The 17,584-nt window shown below is 67.9% G+C and carries 9 protein-coding genes; 2 read left to right on the top strand and 7 right to left on the bottom strand.

From position 1 onward, the window contains the following. Window positions 1-142 precede the first annotated feature (142 nt). A complete protein-coding gene (locus CH273_RS02425; protein WP_032396084.1) occupies window positions 143-3,406 on the bottom strand; it encodes a (Fe-S)-binding protein in 3,264 nt (1,087 codons plus the stop codon). 579 nt (window positions 3,407-3,985) lie between these two features. Between CH273_RS02425 and CH273_RS02420 the strand changes: the two genes are divergently transcribed. Beyond that, a complete protein-coding gene (locus CH273_RS02420) occupies window positions 3,986-4,642 on the top strand; it encodes a hypothetical protein (RefSeq protein ID WP_032396083.1) in 657 nt (218 codons plus the stop codon). Between the two features lie 281 nt (window positions 4,643-4,923). Here CH273_RS02420 and CH273_RS02415 read toward each other — a convergent pair whose 3' ends face one another. The 6 genes from CH273_RS02415 to CH273_RS02390 form a co-directional block, all read right to left on the bottom strand. Further along, window positions 4,924-6,033, bottom strand: coding sequence for a S1 family peptidase (locus CH273_RS02415; RefSeq protein ID WP_052049704.1), 1,110 nt, complete (start codon window positions 6,031-6,033; stop codon window positions 4,924-4,926). A gap of 89 nt (window positions 6,034-6,122) precedes the next feature. Further along, window positions 6,123-7,421, bottom strand: coding sequence for a S1 family peptidase (locus CH273_RS02410; protein WP_032396082.1), 1,299 nt, complete (start codon window positions 7,419-7,421; stop codon window positions 6,123-6,125). Between the two features lie 75 nt (window positions 7,422-7,496). Next, window positions 7,497-9,143: an Hsp70 family protein gene (locus tag CH273_RS02405; RefSeq protein WP_032396081.1), complete on the bottom strand. Its 1,647-nt coding sequence runs from the start codon at window positions 9,141-9,143 to the stop codon at window positions 7,497-7,499. Beyond that, window positions 9,140-10,300: a hypothetical protein gene (locus tag CH273_RS02400; RefSeq protein ID WP_052049701.1), complete on the bottom strand. Its 1,161-nt coding sequence runs from the start codon at window positions 10,298-10,300 to the stop codon at window positions 9,140-9,142. Before CH273_RS02400 ends, CH273_RS02405 begins: the two co-directional genes overlap by 4 nt. Window positions 10,301-10,343: 43 nt before the next feature. Beyond that, a complete protein-coding gene (locus CH273_RS02395) occupies window positions 10,344-12,854 on the bottom strand; it encodes a helix-turn-helix transcriptional regulator (protein WP_052049699.1) in 2,511 nt (836 codons plus the stop codon). 7 nt (window positions 12,855-12,861) lie between these two features. After that, complete coding sequence (locus tag CH273_RS02390; RefSeq protein WP_032396080.1) at window positions 12,862-14,631, bottom strand: Hsp70 family protein; 1,770 nt, start codon at window positions 14,629-14,631, stop codon at window positions 12,862-12,864. A gap of 261 nt (window positions 14,632-14,892) precedes the next feature. Between CH273_RS02390 and CH273_RS02385 the strand changes: the two genes are divergently transcribed. Then, a complete protein-coding gene (locus CH273_RS02385) occupies window positions 14,893-17,502 on the top strand; it encodes an IniB N-terminal domain-containing protein (protein WP_032396079.1) in 2,610 nt (869 codons plus the stop codon). Window positions 17,503-17,584: the final 82 nt, after the last annotated feature.

The following is a 17,584-nucleotide window of genomic DNA, read 5'->3' as shown; positions in this document are numbered from 1 at the left end:
GACAACCCCCCACTCGGCAGATTGTGGATAACCGGTGTGCCTGTGGATAACTCGTAGGAGTGGACCTCACACCCCTACTGACGACTGCGCGCCCCTGCTCTGAGGTGAGCAAGGGCGCGCAGTCGGTGAAAAGGGTGTGAGGTTACTTCCGGCGCCCCGGAACCTTTGCCCCCGGAGCGAATCCGAGTCCACCGGCCTTCGGCTTGGGCGGAGTGCGATCGTCGGATTCACCTGCTGCGTCCGACGCCTCGGCCTTCGGTGCCTCGGCTGCCGGTGCCTCGGACTTCGGGGCCTCGGGTGCAGCGGCTTCCTCGGTCGGCTCGGCCTTCTCGGGCTCTGCAGTCTTCGGCTCAGCGGGTGTCGCGGCGGCCGCACCGGGCGTGCGTGCGCCCGGCTTCTTGAATCCGGACTTCACGGCCAGGCCCTTGGGCTGGACGGTCGGCTTGGATTCGGTTGCGGCCTCGGTGGCGGGTGCCTCCGACGCCGTCGCCTCGGCGGTAGGAGCCTGGGCAGCAGGAGCCGCTGCAGCAGGAGCCTCGGCCTCGGGAGCCTCAGCAGCAGGAGCTTCGGCAGCAGGCTTACCCGGTGCCTTGGCGCCCGGCTTCTTGAATCCGGACTTCACGGCCAGACCCTTGGGCTGGACGGTCGGCTTGGATTCGGTTGCAGCCTCGGTGGCGGGTGCCTCCGACGCCGTGGACTCGGCAGTAGGGGCTTCGGCGGGCTTACCCGGTGCCTTGGCACCCGGCTTCTTGAAGCCCGACTTCACGGCCAGACCCTTGGGCTTGACCGACGGAGTCGACTCCGAGGTCTCTGCGGTGGCAGGTGCTTCGGCCGCCGCGGGAGTCTCGGCAGGTGCAGGTGCAGCGGCCTTCGCGCCGGGTGCTTTGCCCTTCATCTGCAGGCCCTTACCGCCGGGTGCCTTGCCGCCGGCCATGCCGAGACCCTTGGGCTTGGCGGCGGGTTCTGCGTCGGCACTGTCGGCCGGTGCAGCGGAACCGGGTGCCTTGGCTCCCGGAGCCTTGGCCAGACCCTTCATCTTCAGTCCGCCGGCCTTGGGAGCCGGAGCTGCCGGAGCGGACTTCGCCTCGGCCGGTTCCTCGACGGGTGCGATCCGCTCGGCCTCTTCGACCTCGGCGGCATTCTCCGTTGCCAGCTCCTCCTGAGGAGTGCGCTCGCGGGGGATGACCTTGATGTTCTCGGCCAGCACGGAGGACTCGACGCGGGTGATCGACTCGAGCATCAACTGTGCGACGTCGACGACCTCGACGCCCTCGTGTGCGCCGCCTTCCTGACGTGCGGTGACACCGTCGGTGAGCATGACGCGGCAGAACGGGCAACCCGTGGCGATCTTCTTGGGGTTGGTCGCCAGTGCCTCGTCGACCCGGTCGATGTTGATGCGCTTGCCGATGTTCTCTTCCATCCACATGCGTGCGCCACCGGCACCACAGCACATGGACCGCTCACCGTGACGCGGCATTTCCTTGAGGTTGGAGCCCGATGCGGCCATGAGCTCACGCGGGGCGTCGTACACCTTGTTGTGACGGCCCAGGTAGCACGGGTCGTGGTAGGTGATGTCCTGGCTGACCGAGGCCACCGGGATCAGCTTCTTCTGCCGCACGAGTCGGTTGAGCAGCTGGGTGTGGTGGACCACCTCGTAGTCGCCGCCGACCTGCGGGTACTCGTTGCCGAGTGCGTTGAAGCAGTGGGCGCAGGTGACGACGATCTTGCGCTTGTTCTGCTCGACACCCTCGAAGACGTTGTTCAGCGTCTCGATGTTCTGCATGGCGAGCTGCTGGAACAGGAATTCGTTGCCCGCGCGGCGAGCGGAGTCACCGGTGCAGGTCTCGTCGGCACCGAGCACCAGGAACTTCACGCCTGCAGTGGCGAGCAGTTCGGCGACGGCCTTGGTGGTCTTCTTCGCGCGGTCCTCGTAGGCACCGGCGCAGCCGACCCAGAAGAGGTACTCGTAGTCCTGGAACGAATCGGCGTCCTGGCCGAAGACCGGGATGTCGAAGTCCATCTCGTTGATCCAGTTGAGCCGGTCCTTGGAGTTCTGGCCCCACGGGTTGCCCTTGTTCTCGAGGTTCTTGAACAGACCTGCGAGCTCGGACGGGAACTCCGATTCGATCAGCACCTGGTAGCGGCGCATGTCGATGATGTGGTCGACGTGCTCGATGTCCACCGGGCACTGCTCGACGCACGCACCGCAGGTGGTGCAGCTCCACAGCACCTCGGGATCGATGATGCCGCCCTCGATGGCGTCGGCGACGAGCTTGCGATCGGCTTCGTCACGAGCGTTCTGCGGGATGGCGTCGAGCGCCTTCTGGTCGACGTTGCCCTCGGCGTCGACGAGTCCGACCTCGTCGCCCGCCATGTCCTTCTTGCCGCCGGCCAGCAGGTACGGGGCCTTGGCGTGGCTGTGGTCGCGCAGCGACATGATCAGCAGCTTGGGGGAGAGGGGCTTGCCGGTGTTCCAGGCGGGGCACTGCGACTGGCAGCGGCCGCACTCGGTGCACGTGGTGAAGTCGAGCCAGCCCTTCCAGCTGAAGTCCTCGATCTTGCCTGCGCCGAACGCGTCGACGTCGGGGTCGGCCTCTTCCATCTCGAGGACCTTGCCGCCGGACATCATCGGCTTGGCCGGGCCGAGTGCGACGGTGCCGTCGTCCATGCGCTTGAAGTAGATGTTGGGGAACGCGGTGAAGCGGTGCCACGCGATACCCCAGTTGATGCGCGAGCCGACGATGTAGAGCCAGATCATGCCGGACATCAGCTTGATGAAGGCGAACACCGAGACCATGTTCGAGTTGGCCGGCAGGAGCTCGGCCAGGCGCATCGTGAAGAAGTCGGTGTAGGGGTTCGAGTGTCCGTAGGTGGCGATCTTGCCCGCCTTGACGAACACCATGCCCAGGCCCTCGATGAGCACGACGGCCTCGACGAAGTAGGCGGCCTTGAACCCGGAGCCGGCGAAGCGCGACTGGCGCTCGGGCTTACGCGGGTGGTTGAGCTGGCGAATGATGATCAGCGTGGTGATGCCGATGACGGTGCCGAGTCCGAGCAGCTCGTCGATGAGGTGGTAGGCCGCGGTGTCACCGACGATGGGCCAGTGGAACTCGGGGTTGAACGTCTGGCCGTAGGCCTCGAACCAGACGATGGCACCGAGCATGAAGCCGATCATGACCAGCCAGTGCGCCCAGCCGACGGTGCGGAACTTGACCATCTTGGTGTGAGCCAGGAACTCGACGACCATCTGCTTGAAGCGAGGGACTATCGGTCGCCAGCGGTCGGGTGCCGGCTGGCCCAGTCGCACGATGTTGAACATCCGCAGGCCCCCGCGAATGAAGACGTACCAACACACGAGGCTGAGCAGAGCACCGACTGTGCCCAACGTGATCGTCAGGGCGTTCATGTCGCGGCCTTTCGCTAAAGGTGGCAGCTGGAGGGCTACCGCGGGTTCAGCCCGTCGAGCTGGATTCCGGTCTATGTTACTCGCCAGTAGTAATTCCGCTGTACTGATGGGTAACTTAGCATCGCCGGGTGAAGCGATGCTGGTGGGTGCTGAAATGAGGCCGTCCGACGGGTGGGCTGAACTCGTCAGTAGGTTGTCTCGCAGATCACCGTATGCGTAGGCCGTCGAGGTGTTCTCGCAAAGGCAGTCCTTACTTGGCGGGGAGTCGCCGTATCGGTATCCGGCGGAAACCGACGCCGAGTACTGGTTGCGCTCCAGTCTCGGGGGCTACGACAGATTGCAGCGACTTCGATGGAGTCGACGTATGCCGATACCGCGCGGGCGGCGAATCCGACTGTGACAGTGAACAAGTGGTGGAGGTCGGGGCGGTTTCAGAAGGACAACGATCGGTCCGATTTGTACGCTACAATTTCGAGCGCACCACAAGTCTCAGACGCGTCATCGGGGTGACTTTGCGTTTGACGGTTGCTTAGCGGAACTGCCAAGCACCCACTGCACAGAAACGGAACTGAACTCCACATGAAACTTCGCAAACTGGCCGTCACATCGGCCCTCGTCGCAGTCGCGATGGGCCTGGCCAGCGGAACCGCGTACGCGCAGCCCGCCGAGGAAACAGCCCCCGGTGACACCAACTACACCGTCGACCTCGAAGATCGCACGATCGTCACCACCATCGATGCAGGCGTCTTCAAGGTCGCCGACGACGGCAAGACGGTCGACGTCCTCGACGCCGCCGACAACACCCTCGTGACGCTTCCGCTCTCGTTCAACCTCGGCGGACTCAACTTCCCGTACGAGCAGAACGTCGACGACAACGGCAAGACCCTGCGTCTGGTTCCGAACCTCGACTTCACGAAGGCATCGGCCAACTCGCGCAGCATCGGCGCGACGACCGTCGCCTCGCCCGAGGAGAACCTCAAGGCGCAGCAGAACTTCTCGTCGCAGCTCGGTATCGCGACCGCGATCGGTGGCTTCACGGGTACAGCCATCGGTGCTGTTGTCGGTGGACTCGGTTTCCTGGGCGGACCCGTTGGCTTGGCGTCGGTACCGCTCGGTGCAACGGTGGGCGGCATCGCGGGCACGATCATCGCCGGCGGACCCACTCTCGTCGTTGCCGGTATCGACTTGATCAACACGCTGAACGCGGCACCGGGCACCACGGTCTGGGCCAAGTAGCCTTCAGCTCATACGCCGAGCAGGGCCCGCACTCTCACCGAGAGTGCGGGCCCTGTTTCTTTCGAATCCGTCAGGCTCCGTGGATGGTGGCGAGCGAAATGGCCTCGACGACGATGGTGTAGGCGTAGCCGAAGAGTGTGAATCCGACGGACAGCAGTTCGGTCATGGAAGGTTCCGCCTCAGCAGTCGAACGGGTGCACTGTTCGAGCGCGACAATGCGCCTCGCAGCGATGGACTCGTCGGATCATACGGAGCGCGGGTGTGTTTGTCCGAGTGGACGCCTACGAGGTGCGGATGGTCAGACCGGGGTTCTCTGCGAGTACGTCGTTGATGGGGGTGGCGAACAGCTCGGGTCGCTGACCCTGCAGCATGCTGACGACGGTCGCGATCTCGCAGGAGGGCTGGTCTCCCACGTTCGACGCATTGGCGATGCCGACGGCGAGGGTGCCGCTGACGACGGGGCCGCCGCTGTCGCCGCGTAGCGCGCAGATCGAGGTGGAGAAACTGCGGTCCAGGACGTTGTCTCCCAGTGCCACCTGCAGACCGGTGGAAAGAATTGTGCCGCAACTGAATCCGGTTCTGGATCCGGACTTGCAGACCGGCGCGCCCACGATCGGGTCGACCGTGCCGGTGACATGCAGCGGGTCCGCTCCGGGGACTCGCACTGCGTTGCTCTCGAATTCGGCGACGTTTGCGTCGTCGATGTCGATCAAGGCGTAGTCGTTGCGCGACTGGCTCGTTCGGTAGAACGTTCCGAATTTCGAGCCCACGAGACTGCCGTACATCGGGTACGCGCCCGTCAGTGCTGCGGAGCCGGTATCGGTGGTGCTCGGATTGCAGTGGCCTGCAGTGATGTTCACCGATCCGCGCGTCGGGTCGACGGCATTGAACCCGAGCGAGCAACGTTGTCCGAGGCCGGCCGGTGTGCCCGCGAGAAAGCTGTCGCCGCCGAGATACGAACTCGCACGGATCGGGCCTGCCGTCGGTGACGGATCGAAGGGGAGTAGGTCCCACAACGGCCGGACGGCATCGAACATGGCCTGCGGGATCACGAGGGGCGAGGCATCGATCTCGAAGCCGTTGGCGGACGCGGCATCTGCCACGTCGGCGCGGGTAGGTCCGTCCGCCACCGCGACGACGGGGCGTCCGTCGGCGTCCAGCCACGCGCTCGCGACCCCGTCGGAACCGACCGTATCGGTGAAGTCGGCCAGTCGACGTGCCGCGTCGGCCCGATCGAGGAATTGTTGCGGAGTCAGGCCGAGGTCACGGGCCACGGCGTCGGCCAGCGCGGGAGGCAATGGTGGTTCTGCGCTCGCGGTCGGTGCGAACACCGCCATCGTCGCCAGAATCGGAACCGCGACGAACGACAGCCGGAAAGCTCGGCGACGCATAGAAACCTCTCCCCCGGGCATCTCGTGATGTGATGCCGTTCACCCTGGAGTACGACTATAGGCGGTGGAGGGCTCCCGAAGTACCCGACTCAGTCGGTTCGCAGCGTGGCTCCGGTTGCGCGCGTGACCTGATCGATGGGAATGCCCAGGCTGGCGGTGCCGCCGTACTGCGCGAGCGCGAGGTTCGCCTCGTTGCAGTCGGGTGCGCCGCCGCTGTTGGATCCGCTGGTGATGCCGAGGGCGAGTGTCCCGGTCACGATGGCTCCACCGCTGTCTCCTGCGAGAGTGCATGCGGTGCTGGCGAATCCGCGCACGGTGCGGGACGTGCCGTCCTCCATGTAGAGCTGCGTCTCGACGCGATCGGCCGCAACCACTCCACAGGTGAACGAGGACGACTGCCCGGACTTGCAGACCGGTGCGCCGATGACCGGTGATGCCGTTCCGGTGACGGTGACGGTGCTGCCGTTCGCGCCACGGACAGTGGGGCGGTCGAGTCCCGACGCGATGCCGGTGTCGTTCAACGCGATGACCGACCAGTCGAGGCCGTCCTCCGCGCCCAGACTCGACCGATCGAACGACCCGATCTGCGTGCTGCGTGCAATATCGGCCGGATCGGGAAGATAGACCGGTGCGCCGCCGGATCCGGTGGCCTTGTCGGGATTGCAGTGGCCTGCGCTGAGATTGACGGCGGCACCGGAGGGGTCGACGGCGTTGAAGCCGAACGAGCAGATGCTGATGTCGGTGGCCGGAGCGTCGGCGATGGGTCCGGAGGTGGTGACGTAGGTGTCGCCGCCCATCGGAGTCGGGTCGACCGGCTTGTTTCCGCCGGGAGAGAGAATGACCTTGATGTTCGCCAGCAGCGTCGGCAGATTCAGTGCGCTGCCGATCGGGCTGTTCACGAGGTCGATGACGATCTGATTGTCGATGAAGTCGATGGCGGTGCCGTTGATCTGCTCCGAGATCTCGCGGGGGAGGCCCGCGATCCAACTGTTGAGATCGGCCAGCGACTTCTCGAGTCCGTCTGCCGACACGGGCGACTGCGCGGTGGCGTATCCGTCCTTGGCGACGGCCTGTGCCGCAGCAGGCGAGGTGACGGCGACGACGGCATTGCCGTCGGGCCCGATCCAGGCACCGGCGAAGTCGGCGGGACGGCTGGCCCGGAAGTCCGATGCGTATGCGGACAGTTCCTGCGCACGGGCGGCACGATCGAGGTACTCCTGCGGGGAGATCTTCAGATCTCGCTGCACGGCCTCGACGAGCTCGCGGGGAAGCTGATCGGCGGGTGACTGGACGACGGGGTCCGCTGCTGCCGTCCCGGAGAACGAAGCGAGAAGAACGAAAGCCGTCGAACACAGCACTGCGGCACGCAGCGCCCCGGTGTTACGCATGAAATCCCTTCATCGGGTGCTTGGCATCAGCGACCCACCCTAGGGCATCGGGCGCAAAATCAGTGTTCGTGCAGGTCAGGGGTTGGGGACCGGGTCGGTCGTGGTCGTCACCGGAGCCGAGGTCGTGGTGGTGGTCGTGGTCGTGGTGGTGACCGGGGTTGTCGTCACCGGTGTCGTGGTGACCACCGGTGTCGTGGTGGGGACCACCGTCGTCGGCGCGGGTACCGGCGCAGGCGGCGGGGCAGGCTGGGGAGCAGGCGCGGGCGGGACGTACGGCTCGTACGTCGGCTCGTCGATCACTTCCGGAACGACGACGGGCTCGACGGGGCTCGAGGTGGTGGTCGACGGCGTGCGAGTCGAGGTGACGATCGGCGAGCCGGCATCGGTGACGGTCGGAGGCGTCGCGGCGGGGCCGGAGCCGAACACTCCGCTCACTGCCGCGATCGCGAGCACGATGATCACGCCTGCCGCTGCGCCGGCCACGATGGTGGCGATCGTTCGGGAGCGCTCGCTGCGTTCCTTCTTCGCCCCTGCCGATGCGTCGACAACCGGGGTGGCGGGAACGTAACCGGTTGTCGCGGCTTTCTCGTCGACCGGAACGATCGGCTCGGATCGAAATTCCGAATGGTCGAACACCGGAGCGACCGCGGGAATGGCCTCGGAGAAGGCGAGCGACGGTTCCGGCGCGACGACCGGGATGGCGTCGGTGTCGAGGGACTCCGTGCCGTCGTTGCGGGTGACGATCGGCGCGGCACCGGTCACCAGGGAGTTGCCGTCGACGTCCTCGACCTCGGCGAGTACCAGTGCGCCGCGGGTCGCAGCGAGCGGCTCGACGAGGACTCGGCCCGACGAGCGTTCACCGAGGTGCGTCGCGACCGACGGGAGTGCGGCGCTGGCGCCGGTGAGTATCACGGTGCCGGTCCCCGGTACGTCGAGCCGGTGGAGCAACGGCGCGACGAGGTCCGCGAACTCGGCTCGTGTCACCGTCGTGGACTGCGAGACACCGGGAAGTTCGACGCAGATCGTGGCGGTCTCGGCCGTGCTCAGGGTCTGCTTGGCCGCCTCGCACGAGGCGACGACGCCGGCAAGGGCAGCCAGGACTGCCGCGTCGGACAGGTCGATGTGCTCGCGATCGGTCACCACGTGATCGAAGAGTGCGTCGGTGAAGGCGTCTCCGCCGACGCCGGAGACACGGACGGTCCCACCCCCGGGATAGGTGGAGATGTCGGTGCCGGTGGCTCCGATGTCGACCACCGTGACCGCAGCCGAAGAGCTCGGCTGCGCGAACGCGCTCGAGGCTTTGGCGTCGGGCACCAGGGCAACGTCGGCGAGGCCGGTGTGATCGAGGGCGTCGCGCAGCAGGGCGACGGCGGCCCGGGTCCACCGCATCGGGTACGTCATGGTCGTGACGGGCATGTCGCCGACCACGCCGTCCTTCGCCGACACCATCGTCACGAGGCAGTTGGCGGCGTTGGCCATCAGGTCCTCGGCGCGGTAGGCGTCGGCGTCGGGCTCGAGATCCTCCTGCTGACCGACCAGATCGACGAACCGGGTGAACGGGGCCGTGTCGGCCGATTCACCGAGGTGGGCGCGGCCGTCCTCGTCGAAGCGCAGGGTCGTCGGCAGGACGACGATCGTCGGTTCGTCCTCCACCGATGCGCGGTAGGCCGCGACGGACCTGGTGTTGCCCACGGTGATTCCGAGGTGACCGGTACCGCTCATCGAGTGTCCCCTGTCGATCGGTTGTTCGGCTCCCGGTCGGAGGGTGTGCCGCCGCGGGCCGCCGGAACCTGCTCGGATGCAGTCTGCTCGGTGTCCTGGCCGGATTCGGGAGTCTCGGTGGGCGGGTCGGTCGGCTCCTCGACCGGCAGTTCCGGCTCGACCGGTTCGACGAAGATCGGAGGCTTTTCGGGGGTGGTGTCCTCGGGTGCCTCGTTCGCCGGGCGTGTCGAGATCTCGGTCTCGGTCGGCTCGCTCCGCGGGAGGTCGGAGGTTTCGGTCGGAGTCGTCTCCTCCGCGAACGTGGTGGTCGCGGGCAGCGGAACGACGGGAGCGATTTCGGCGGCAGGCTCGAGAACGACGGTGGGGAAGTCGGTCGGGCCACCCGACCCGGAGCCGATCGAGGATGTCGGCGGCACCACCTGGGCATTGTCGATGGTGGGGACCGCGGTATCGGTGGACGTACCGAGTTGCAGCGCGACGAGTGCGGCACCGACGGTCAACGCAGCAGCGAACGCCGCCGCAGCGAAGAGTGGGCGACGGTCGGATCCGGTCGGGGAGATCACCGCGAACCGCTCGGTGACGGCATCGACGGGGAATCGAGCAGCCAGAATCGCAGCACCGCGGGCGGCGGCGACGGCGGAGTCCTTCTTCTGCAGGGTCTGCAGGACCGACGCGTTCCACGCGGCGAGCGCCTCGGCCTCGGGCACCAGCGAGACGTGGGCGAGGCCGTGTGCGTTCATCGCCGAACGCAGAGCGAACACCTGCTCGGCCGTCCAGCGGGCAGGGTAGGTCGCGGCCGCCGCCAGATCACGCGGCTGCAGATCGATCGACGACGCGACCTCGGTGAGAAGGCACAGCAGGGCCATCGACGTCAGCTGCTCGGCAGGCAGAACAGTGCCCTTGCTGCCGCTGACACCCACGCCGTCGGCGAGGGTGTCGAGAAAATGTGTGTAGGCCTCGGACTCGTCGTCGGTCGCATCTCCGAGCGAGACGGTGCCGTCGGGATGAGTGTTGAGCACGGTCTCGTGCAGTGACGCCAGGTGCAGCGAGGGTCCGGGCGCGATCGGATGGGACACGGCGGCGACGGCGCGCTCGTCGTCCAGGTAGAGGCCGACATCCGGTGCGCCGACACTCGCACTGCCGGGCTGCTCGGTCATGGTGCTGCTACCTGTTCTCGACTCGGGGAGTGGTGCTCGGTCGTTATGTCGCTCCCGGTCCCCGCACAGTTACAGGGTCGACGCCCACGCTGGTCGAGGCCCCGTAGCCCATGGCGCGCAGCATCGAGATCAGCTCCGATCGCGACTGGGCACCGAGCCTGCGCCGGATGCGGGCCACATGATGCTCGACGGTCTTCGGGGAGATGTAGAGCCGGCTGCCGACCTCGCGATATGTGACTCCGAGGACGAGCAGTTCGGCGACCTCGGCCTCGCGTTCGCTCAGCGAGCCCGTCGGCTGCGGCGTCGACCGCGGGTTGTCGCGCCCGGTCGAGCTGGGTTGGCGCAACGACCTGGCGATGTGCAGCAGCGACGTCGCCGTCGCAGTATCGGTGACGGTCAGGGCGGCCTCGCTCGCCAGTCGGGCTCCGTCCCATGGCAGCCCGAAGGCGGTGAGGGTGCGCGCGGAGGTCTCCACCTCGGTTGCGTCGGGTCTGCCCTGCAACACCCCGAGCCATGCGCGACCGGCAGCGGCGAGAGCGGCGCTGTACGGGTGAGTCGGAGCGGCAGCGGCCAGGGCCTTGGCGTGCGGCACCAACGCGTCGGGAGTCTGGGCCACGATGGCCGCCTGAACCTGGTACCAGTGCAGCGCCGACGCCCAGACGGGCGGATCGCCGAGCGCTGCGAGCAGATCGGTTGCCTGCGACACCAGATGGTCGACGCGGTCCACCTGGCCGAGTCGTGTTGCGGCCAGTAGCAACTCGCCCAGGGGCAGCAGCGCGAACAGGTCTGTGGAGTACTCGGCGATCACGCTCTGCGCCTGGGTCCATGCCGTGATGAGTGACCCCGAGTCACCGGACCTACGAGCCAGACCCACCCGAATCGCGTGCAGGAACAACTGATTGCGCACGTGCGACACCGGAATCCGCAGTGCCTCGATCGCGGCACCGGCATCGGCGGTCTCTCCCCGCAGCATCGACGCCCAGGCCCCGACGAGGCTCAGCCTGGTGTGCGCCTCGGAACCAGGACGATGTTCGCCGAGTGCCCGCGTCACGATGGAATCCACCCGGGGCAGATCGCCGCAGTGCACCGCGTGCAAGGCCGACACGGCGGCGGCGGTATCCGGTGTGCACGAGCGATCGGATGCATTGCCCGTCAATGTCATTGCCCGCATCAGTGCATTCGCACTCGCACTCGACGCCGCTGCGTTTCGCGAATCGATCGACCCGATCACTCCGGTGACGAGCAGGCTGCCCGACGCGGTACTCGACGTCGGCGCGAGAGCGGACACGGCAGCCATGGAACGGTCGGCGGCGCTGCGATCACCGGCTGCCGCGGCGGACAGGGCAGCCCACACGGCGTCGGGTCCGAGTCGGTCCTCGCCGAGCCACGCGAACAACTGCGCACTGCGCGAGGACATTCCGCGTTGTGCCGCAATCGACGCCGACACTCGCACCGCGGTCCGCAGATCCGCCGCATCGCACCCCGCGGCGCCGTCGAGAATCGCATCGGCGAATTTCGCCGCCTCGTCCAGATTCCCGGTGGCCGCCGCGACCTCGGACCGTCTCGCAGCCAGCATCATCGAATCGAACCCTGCCTCGACTGCCGCGCTGTACAGGGCACCGGCGGCATCGACGGGAGCCGAATCCGCCTGCTGAACAAGGTAATCGGCGAGCCCGGCATGAACGACGCCGCGCTCCGCCAACGCACGGGCCGCGGTGGCGTCGAGCAGGCGGGATCGGGTGGCGACCTCGGTGATCGACGAGAGCAGGACGCGGCAGCGCCCGTCTCCGATCATCTCGATCAGTGGGGCCTCGGCGGACGGAATCAACGTGCCCGTGGTGTCGAGCATGCCGGAGCTGCAGGCCAGATCGACGATCGACTCGACATCGGTCGCACGCGGCACGATCTGCGCGGCCGATGCCGGGTCCGGTGTGACGCCGAACCGAGCTGCGAGCAGCAGTGCCCGTGTGTCGTCGGTGGTCTCGATCAGCATCCGACGGTGTTGTTCGGCAATCGATTCGGCGACCACGCGAAGCGGAGCCGGATCGGAACGGTCCCCGCCGAGCGCACCGAGGGCCGCGTCGACAGCGGCGAGAACTCCGCCGGTCGCCTTCGCGACGGCAGCGGCGAGCGACGCCGAGATCGGCCGGACGGTTGCTGCTGCCCTGGCCGCAATGGCCACCTTGTCCAGCGGAACCAGTGTCAATCGATTGGAACCGGCGGACGCGATCAGCTTCTCGATGCGTGAATCGAAACTGCGCGGCGCGGTGGCGACGATCAGAGTGATATCGGATCGCGTTGCAGCCGCTGCGATCTCGTCGAGACGCTGTTCGGACAGCAGGTGCGCATCATCGACGAGAATCGTCGAGCCGGACGGAGCGTCGGCGATGGTGCCCGCGTACACGTCCGTCGACGCCGCAACGGACTCGAGAACCGCGGATCGGCCGGAGCCGTTCACTCCGACGACGACATGAAATCCGTTGGCGGCGAGAGCATCACGGACGAAACGATCGGCACGCTCGACGCCGACGAGTCCGGAACGCGTACTGGTCACGATCGACCTATCGGCCGGTCAAGCCGCCGAGGGCTCCGCCGAGCCCGTCACCGACGCCGCCGACGACACCGCCGAGCCCGTCGCCGACACCGCCGACCACTCCGCCGAGCCCGTTACCGACGCCCTGTCCGACATCGCCGAGGGTGGGGCCCTGATAACTGGGAACCTGCACGCTCGGTGCCTGCGGAACCTGCACGGCAGGCGGCTGGTAGCTGGGAACGGTCGGAGCAGCGACGGACGGGACAGTCGGAACCGTGGCCGCGCCGTTGTCGGCGGGGGCTGCAGCAGGCGCCCCCGCGACCGGAGCGCCGGTGGCGGGGTCGATCTGCGTGACCGTGCCGTCGGCGTTGACCACCGTGGTCGGTGCGCTCTCGGATCCGGTTGCGGCGACACCGTTCTCGCCGGTGGCCGCCGTCGTCGTGGCGGCATCCGCCACCGCTGCGGTGGTGCCCGGCGTCTCGGTGCTCGAGATCGACGTTTCCGCGTTCGATTCGGCCGGAGTGGTGTTGTCGGAGGTCAACGCCGTTCCCACCGACAGGCCTCCGCCGGCCAGAAGGGCGAGGACGAGAACGGATCCGGCCACGACGCCGGCCTTCTTGCGACCGGACATCCCTGCGTCGGATTCGACGGCGGTTGGCGTCGGTGCCGGCCGGGGGGTGGGGCGAGGCATCGGCGCGGCCGCCGCAGCGGACGCCACTGCCGTGGTGGGCGCCGCGGCCAAGGCTGCGGCGTCGTCGGAGGAGGTGGCGTCGGCGATGTCGCTGCCGAGAATCGCGGCACCGATTGCGACGGTCAGTTCGGGACGCGGTCCGGCGACCACGGGTGCACGCAGTTCGGACGACATCAGCTCGGCGACCAGTGGTATGGCCGAGCTGCCACCGACGAGGACCACCTGGTCGATGTCGGTGACGTCGAGGCCGGCGGCCGTGACGGCGTCGCGTACCACCCCGATCGACCCGAGCAGAGATGCGCGCACCAGTTCTTCGAGCTCGGAGCGCACCAGGCGAACCTCGGTGTGCAGGCCCGGCAGGTCGACCGTCAGGGACGTCGAGGTGTCGTAGGAGAGTTGTTCCTTCGCTTCACCGCAGCGTGCCCGCAGTTCCACCAGCGCGCCGACGGTATCGGGATCGAAGGGATCGAATTCGAAGGACTGGCTGCCCGAGACGGTGTCGAGCACGTACTGCATGATCGCGTGATCGAACTGCGCTCCGCCGTACTCCTGCGAGTGAACCCCGGAGCCGACGGTGCCTGCCTCGGAGCCGGTGCGCATCAGAGTGACGTCGAGTGCGGTCGCACCGAGGTCGTAGACCACGGCCAGGCCATCGGACTGCGTTCCTCGGGTGACTTCGAGCCAGCGCATCGTTGCGACGGACTCCGGGACCAGCGTGACGTCGGTGAGCCCCGCGCGGTCCAGCGCGTCACCGAGAACCTCCGCGGTGTACGCGGTCCAGCGAGTGGGGTGAGTGACGACGACGGTAGGAGCGGACTCGGTTCCGGCGGAGGCCTCGGCGACGAGCGCGCGAGCAGCGGTGGCGTACAGGTCCTCGGCGTGATGGCTGCGGCCGTCGTCGTCGATCAGTTCCACCGGATCGCCGACCCGGTCGGCGAAGCCGCTGATCAGATTCCGAGTGGACCGGTCCCACAGCTCTGCCAGACGCGGGGCTTCGCCCGGGCGGAGGTCGAGTGCCGAACGCTTGACCACCGAGGTGACGGGATCGGTGTCCAGTGCGGCCGCCGCCGTCACCGAACCGATACGTATGCCGAGCCCTGCGTTCATCGTCGTGTCGCCGCCTTCGTCTCGCCCTGCCGTCGGTAGTACTGCCGTTACTCGCACTGTCGGCAGAAGCTACCTATTCGTTACGTCTCACAGCAGGTTAGAGCGTGAAACGAGTGAAATCCCCTAAAGCGCCGAGATCCCCTAATCGAAGTCCCCTGGCAACCCCCGGGGGAGTAGGGGGATCGGCCCCGTTGGGCGGGGGCTCTGCGGTGCATAGCTTTGTGATCAACCACGAAGCACCCCTCGTCAAGGAGACCCACGATGGCTACCAACGCCGTACTCGATTTCATCCTCAGCCTGCTGCGCGACGACCAGGCCGCAGCCGCCTACTGCGCCAATCCCGAGACAACGCTGGCCGCCGCGGGACTCGGCGACGTCACTCACGCCGACATCGTCGCGGTCGCACCTCTGGTCGCGGAGTCGGGACTGTTCGCCGGTGCGGGCAGCCAGCTCTCGGCCATCCTGGGTGCAGGCGGGTCGGCGGGACTCGATGGCGCACTCGCCGGAGGCGCGAGCCTCGGTGGCGGACTGTCCGCCGGACTCGGATTGGCAGCAGGCGCAGTCGCAGGCGGCGGACTCGCAGCGGGCGGCAGCCTGACCGGCGGAATCGACGTCATCGGTGAGATCGCTGCTTCCCTGCAGGCAGCACTCGCTGCAGCGTTGGCAGTCGGAGGCCAGATCGGTCTCGAGCTCGGCACTGCCTTCGGCGGCGCACTCGACGCTCTGATCGGTGCAGGCGCAGGTATCGGCGGCGGGCTCGGCGGCGGCGTGGATCTGGACCTCGACGGTCTGCTCGGCGGAACCGTCGGACTCGGCGCGGCACTGACCGGACTGATCGGAGCAGGCGCAGGCATCGGCGGTGAGATCGGCGGAGACATCGCCGCACAGCTGCAGGCAGCACTCGACGCCGCCATCGGCGCGACCGGTGCCGTCGATCTCGGCGCACTGGCCGACATCCAGGGCGGCCTGGCCGGCGCACTCGGTGCGGTCTTCGGAGTCGGCGGAACCATCGGCGCAGAGCTCGGCGCTGCCCTCGGAGGAGTCTTCGACGCCGCACTCGGTGCCGGAGCCGGACTGGACATCGCCGGCGACCTCGGTGCCGCTCTGACCGCGGGAATCGGCGGCGCACTCGGTGGGCTGGGAACCATCGGAGCAGATCTGACCACCGACATCGGTGCCGCATTGGACGGAGCGCTCGGCGCAGGCGGCGCACTGGTCGGCGACCTCGCAGGCGGAGTCGGCGCGAGCCTGGGCGGTCTCTTCGCCGCAGACGGTGCCATCGCAGGATCCATCGGATCCGCGCTCGGAGCAGTCCTCGACGCAGGTGCCCTCGCAGACCTCGATGTCGACGCCCTGCTGGCCGCGGGCGGCAACCTCGGCGCAGTTGTCGGCGGCGCACTGGGAACCGCACTCGATCTCGACACCAGCGCAGTCGGCAGCCTCACCGCCGCACTCGACGCTGCACTCGACGGCACGATCGGAGCAGGCGCAAACATCGGCGGCGGACTTGTCGGCGGCCTCGAAGGCGGAGTTGCCGGCGGCCTCGAAGGAATCCTCGGAACGGCATTCGGCGTCGGCGGAGCAGCCGGAGCCCAGCTCGGCACCGCCCTCGAATCGGTACTCGACACCAGCGCAGCACTCGACCTCGGAGCCGCACTCGGAGCCGGAGCCGACGTCAGCGCAGGACTCGTCGGAGCGATCGACGCAGCAGTTGCCGCCGGAGCAGACCTCTCGGGAACCGTCGAAGGAGCACTCGCCGGAGTCGGCGGACTCGGCGCAGACCTGTCGGGCGGCCTGGCCGGACTCGGCGGACTGGGCGCGGGCCTCACGGGAGGACTCGCAGGCCTCGGAAACGTCGGTGCCGATCTGACCGGTGGTCTGGCCGGCGTCGGGAACGTCGGTGGCGATCTGGCCGGTGGTCTGGCCGGCGTCGGGAACGTCGGTGGCGATCTGGCCGGTGGCTTGGCCGGCGTCGGAAACGTCGGTGCCGATCTGGCCGGTGGCTTGGCCGGCGTCGGGAACGTCGGTGGCGATCTGGCCGGTGGCCTGGCAGGCGTCGGGAACGTCGGTGGCGATCTGGCCGGTGGCTTGGCCGGCGTCGGGAACGTCGGTGCAGGTGTGGCCGGTGGTCTGGCCGGAGTGGGTGATGCAGGTGCGGGTCTGACCGGCGGCCTGGCCGGACTCGGCAGCCTCGGCGGCGGTATCGCGGGCGGAGTGGCAGGCGGAGTCGCAGGCGGCGTGGATGCTGCGGCCTCGGCCGGTGCCGGACTCGAAGGAGCCGTCACCGGTGCGGTGAGCGGCGGAATCGATGCAGCGGCGTCCGCAGGTGCGGGCCTCGAAGGTGCCGCGGGAGCTGCAGGCTCGGTTGCCGGTGGCCTCGAAGGTGCCGCGGGCGGAGTAGTCGACGCCGGAACCTCGGTGGGCGGCGAGATCGCGTCCAACGTAGGCGCAGGACTGGACACCGGTGCCTCGATCGGAGGCGACTTCGCGTCCACCGTGGGTGCGGGTTTGGATGCTGGTGCGGACGCTGCGGCTTCCGCGGGCGGCGGGTTTGATTCCGCTGCCGACCTCGGTGGCCAGGCCGCGGGCGGCCTCACCGGTGGCCTGCAGTCGGGTGTCGAGGGACTGGCAGACGCAGGCGGCAGCCTTTCCTCCGCGGCATCGGGATCGTTCGATCACTCCAGCTCGTTCGATTCCTCGGCTTCTGCGAACGGCTCCGGCTGGTCGAGCGTCGACTCGGACGTCTTCGGTCAGGGCGAGACCGATTCGAGCCTGTTCAGCGACTCGAGCCTGCACGGTTCGGTGGACTCGGCAGCGGACTCCCTGGGACATGTGACCGTCGATCACGACTTCGACCCGACGCAGCCCTGATCCCCTCGCCTGCGGGTAGGCAATGACATGACTCGGCCCCGAGTGTTCCCCGGCACTCGGGGCCGAGTCGTGGCTAGAGTTC

Origin of the sequence: Rhodococcus sp. 05-339-2 (assembly GCF_002258965.1) — a bacterium.
Taxonomy (GTDB): domain Bacteria; phylum Actinomycetota; class Actinomycetes; order Mycobacteriales; family Mycobacteriaceae; genus Rhodococcoides.
This window is presented reverse-complemented; position numbering and strand designations above follow the sequence as displayed.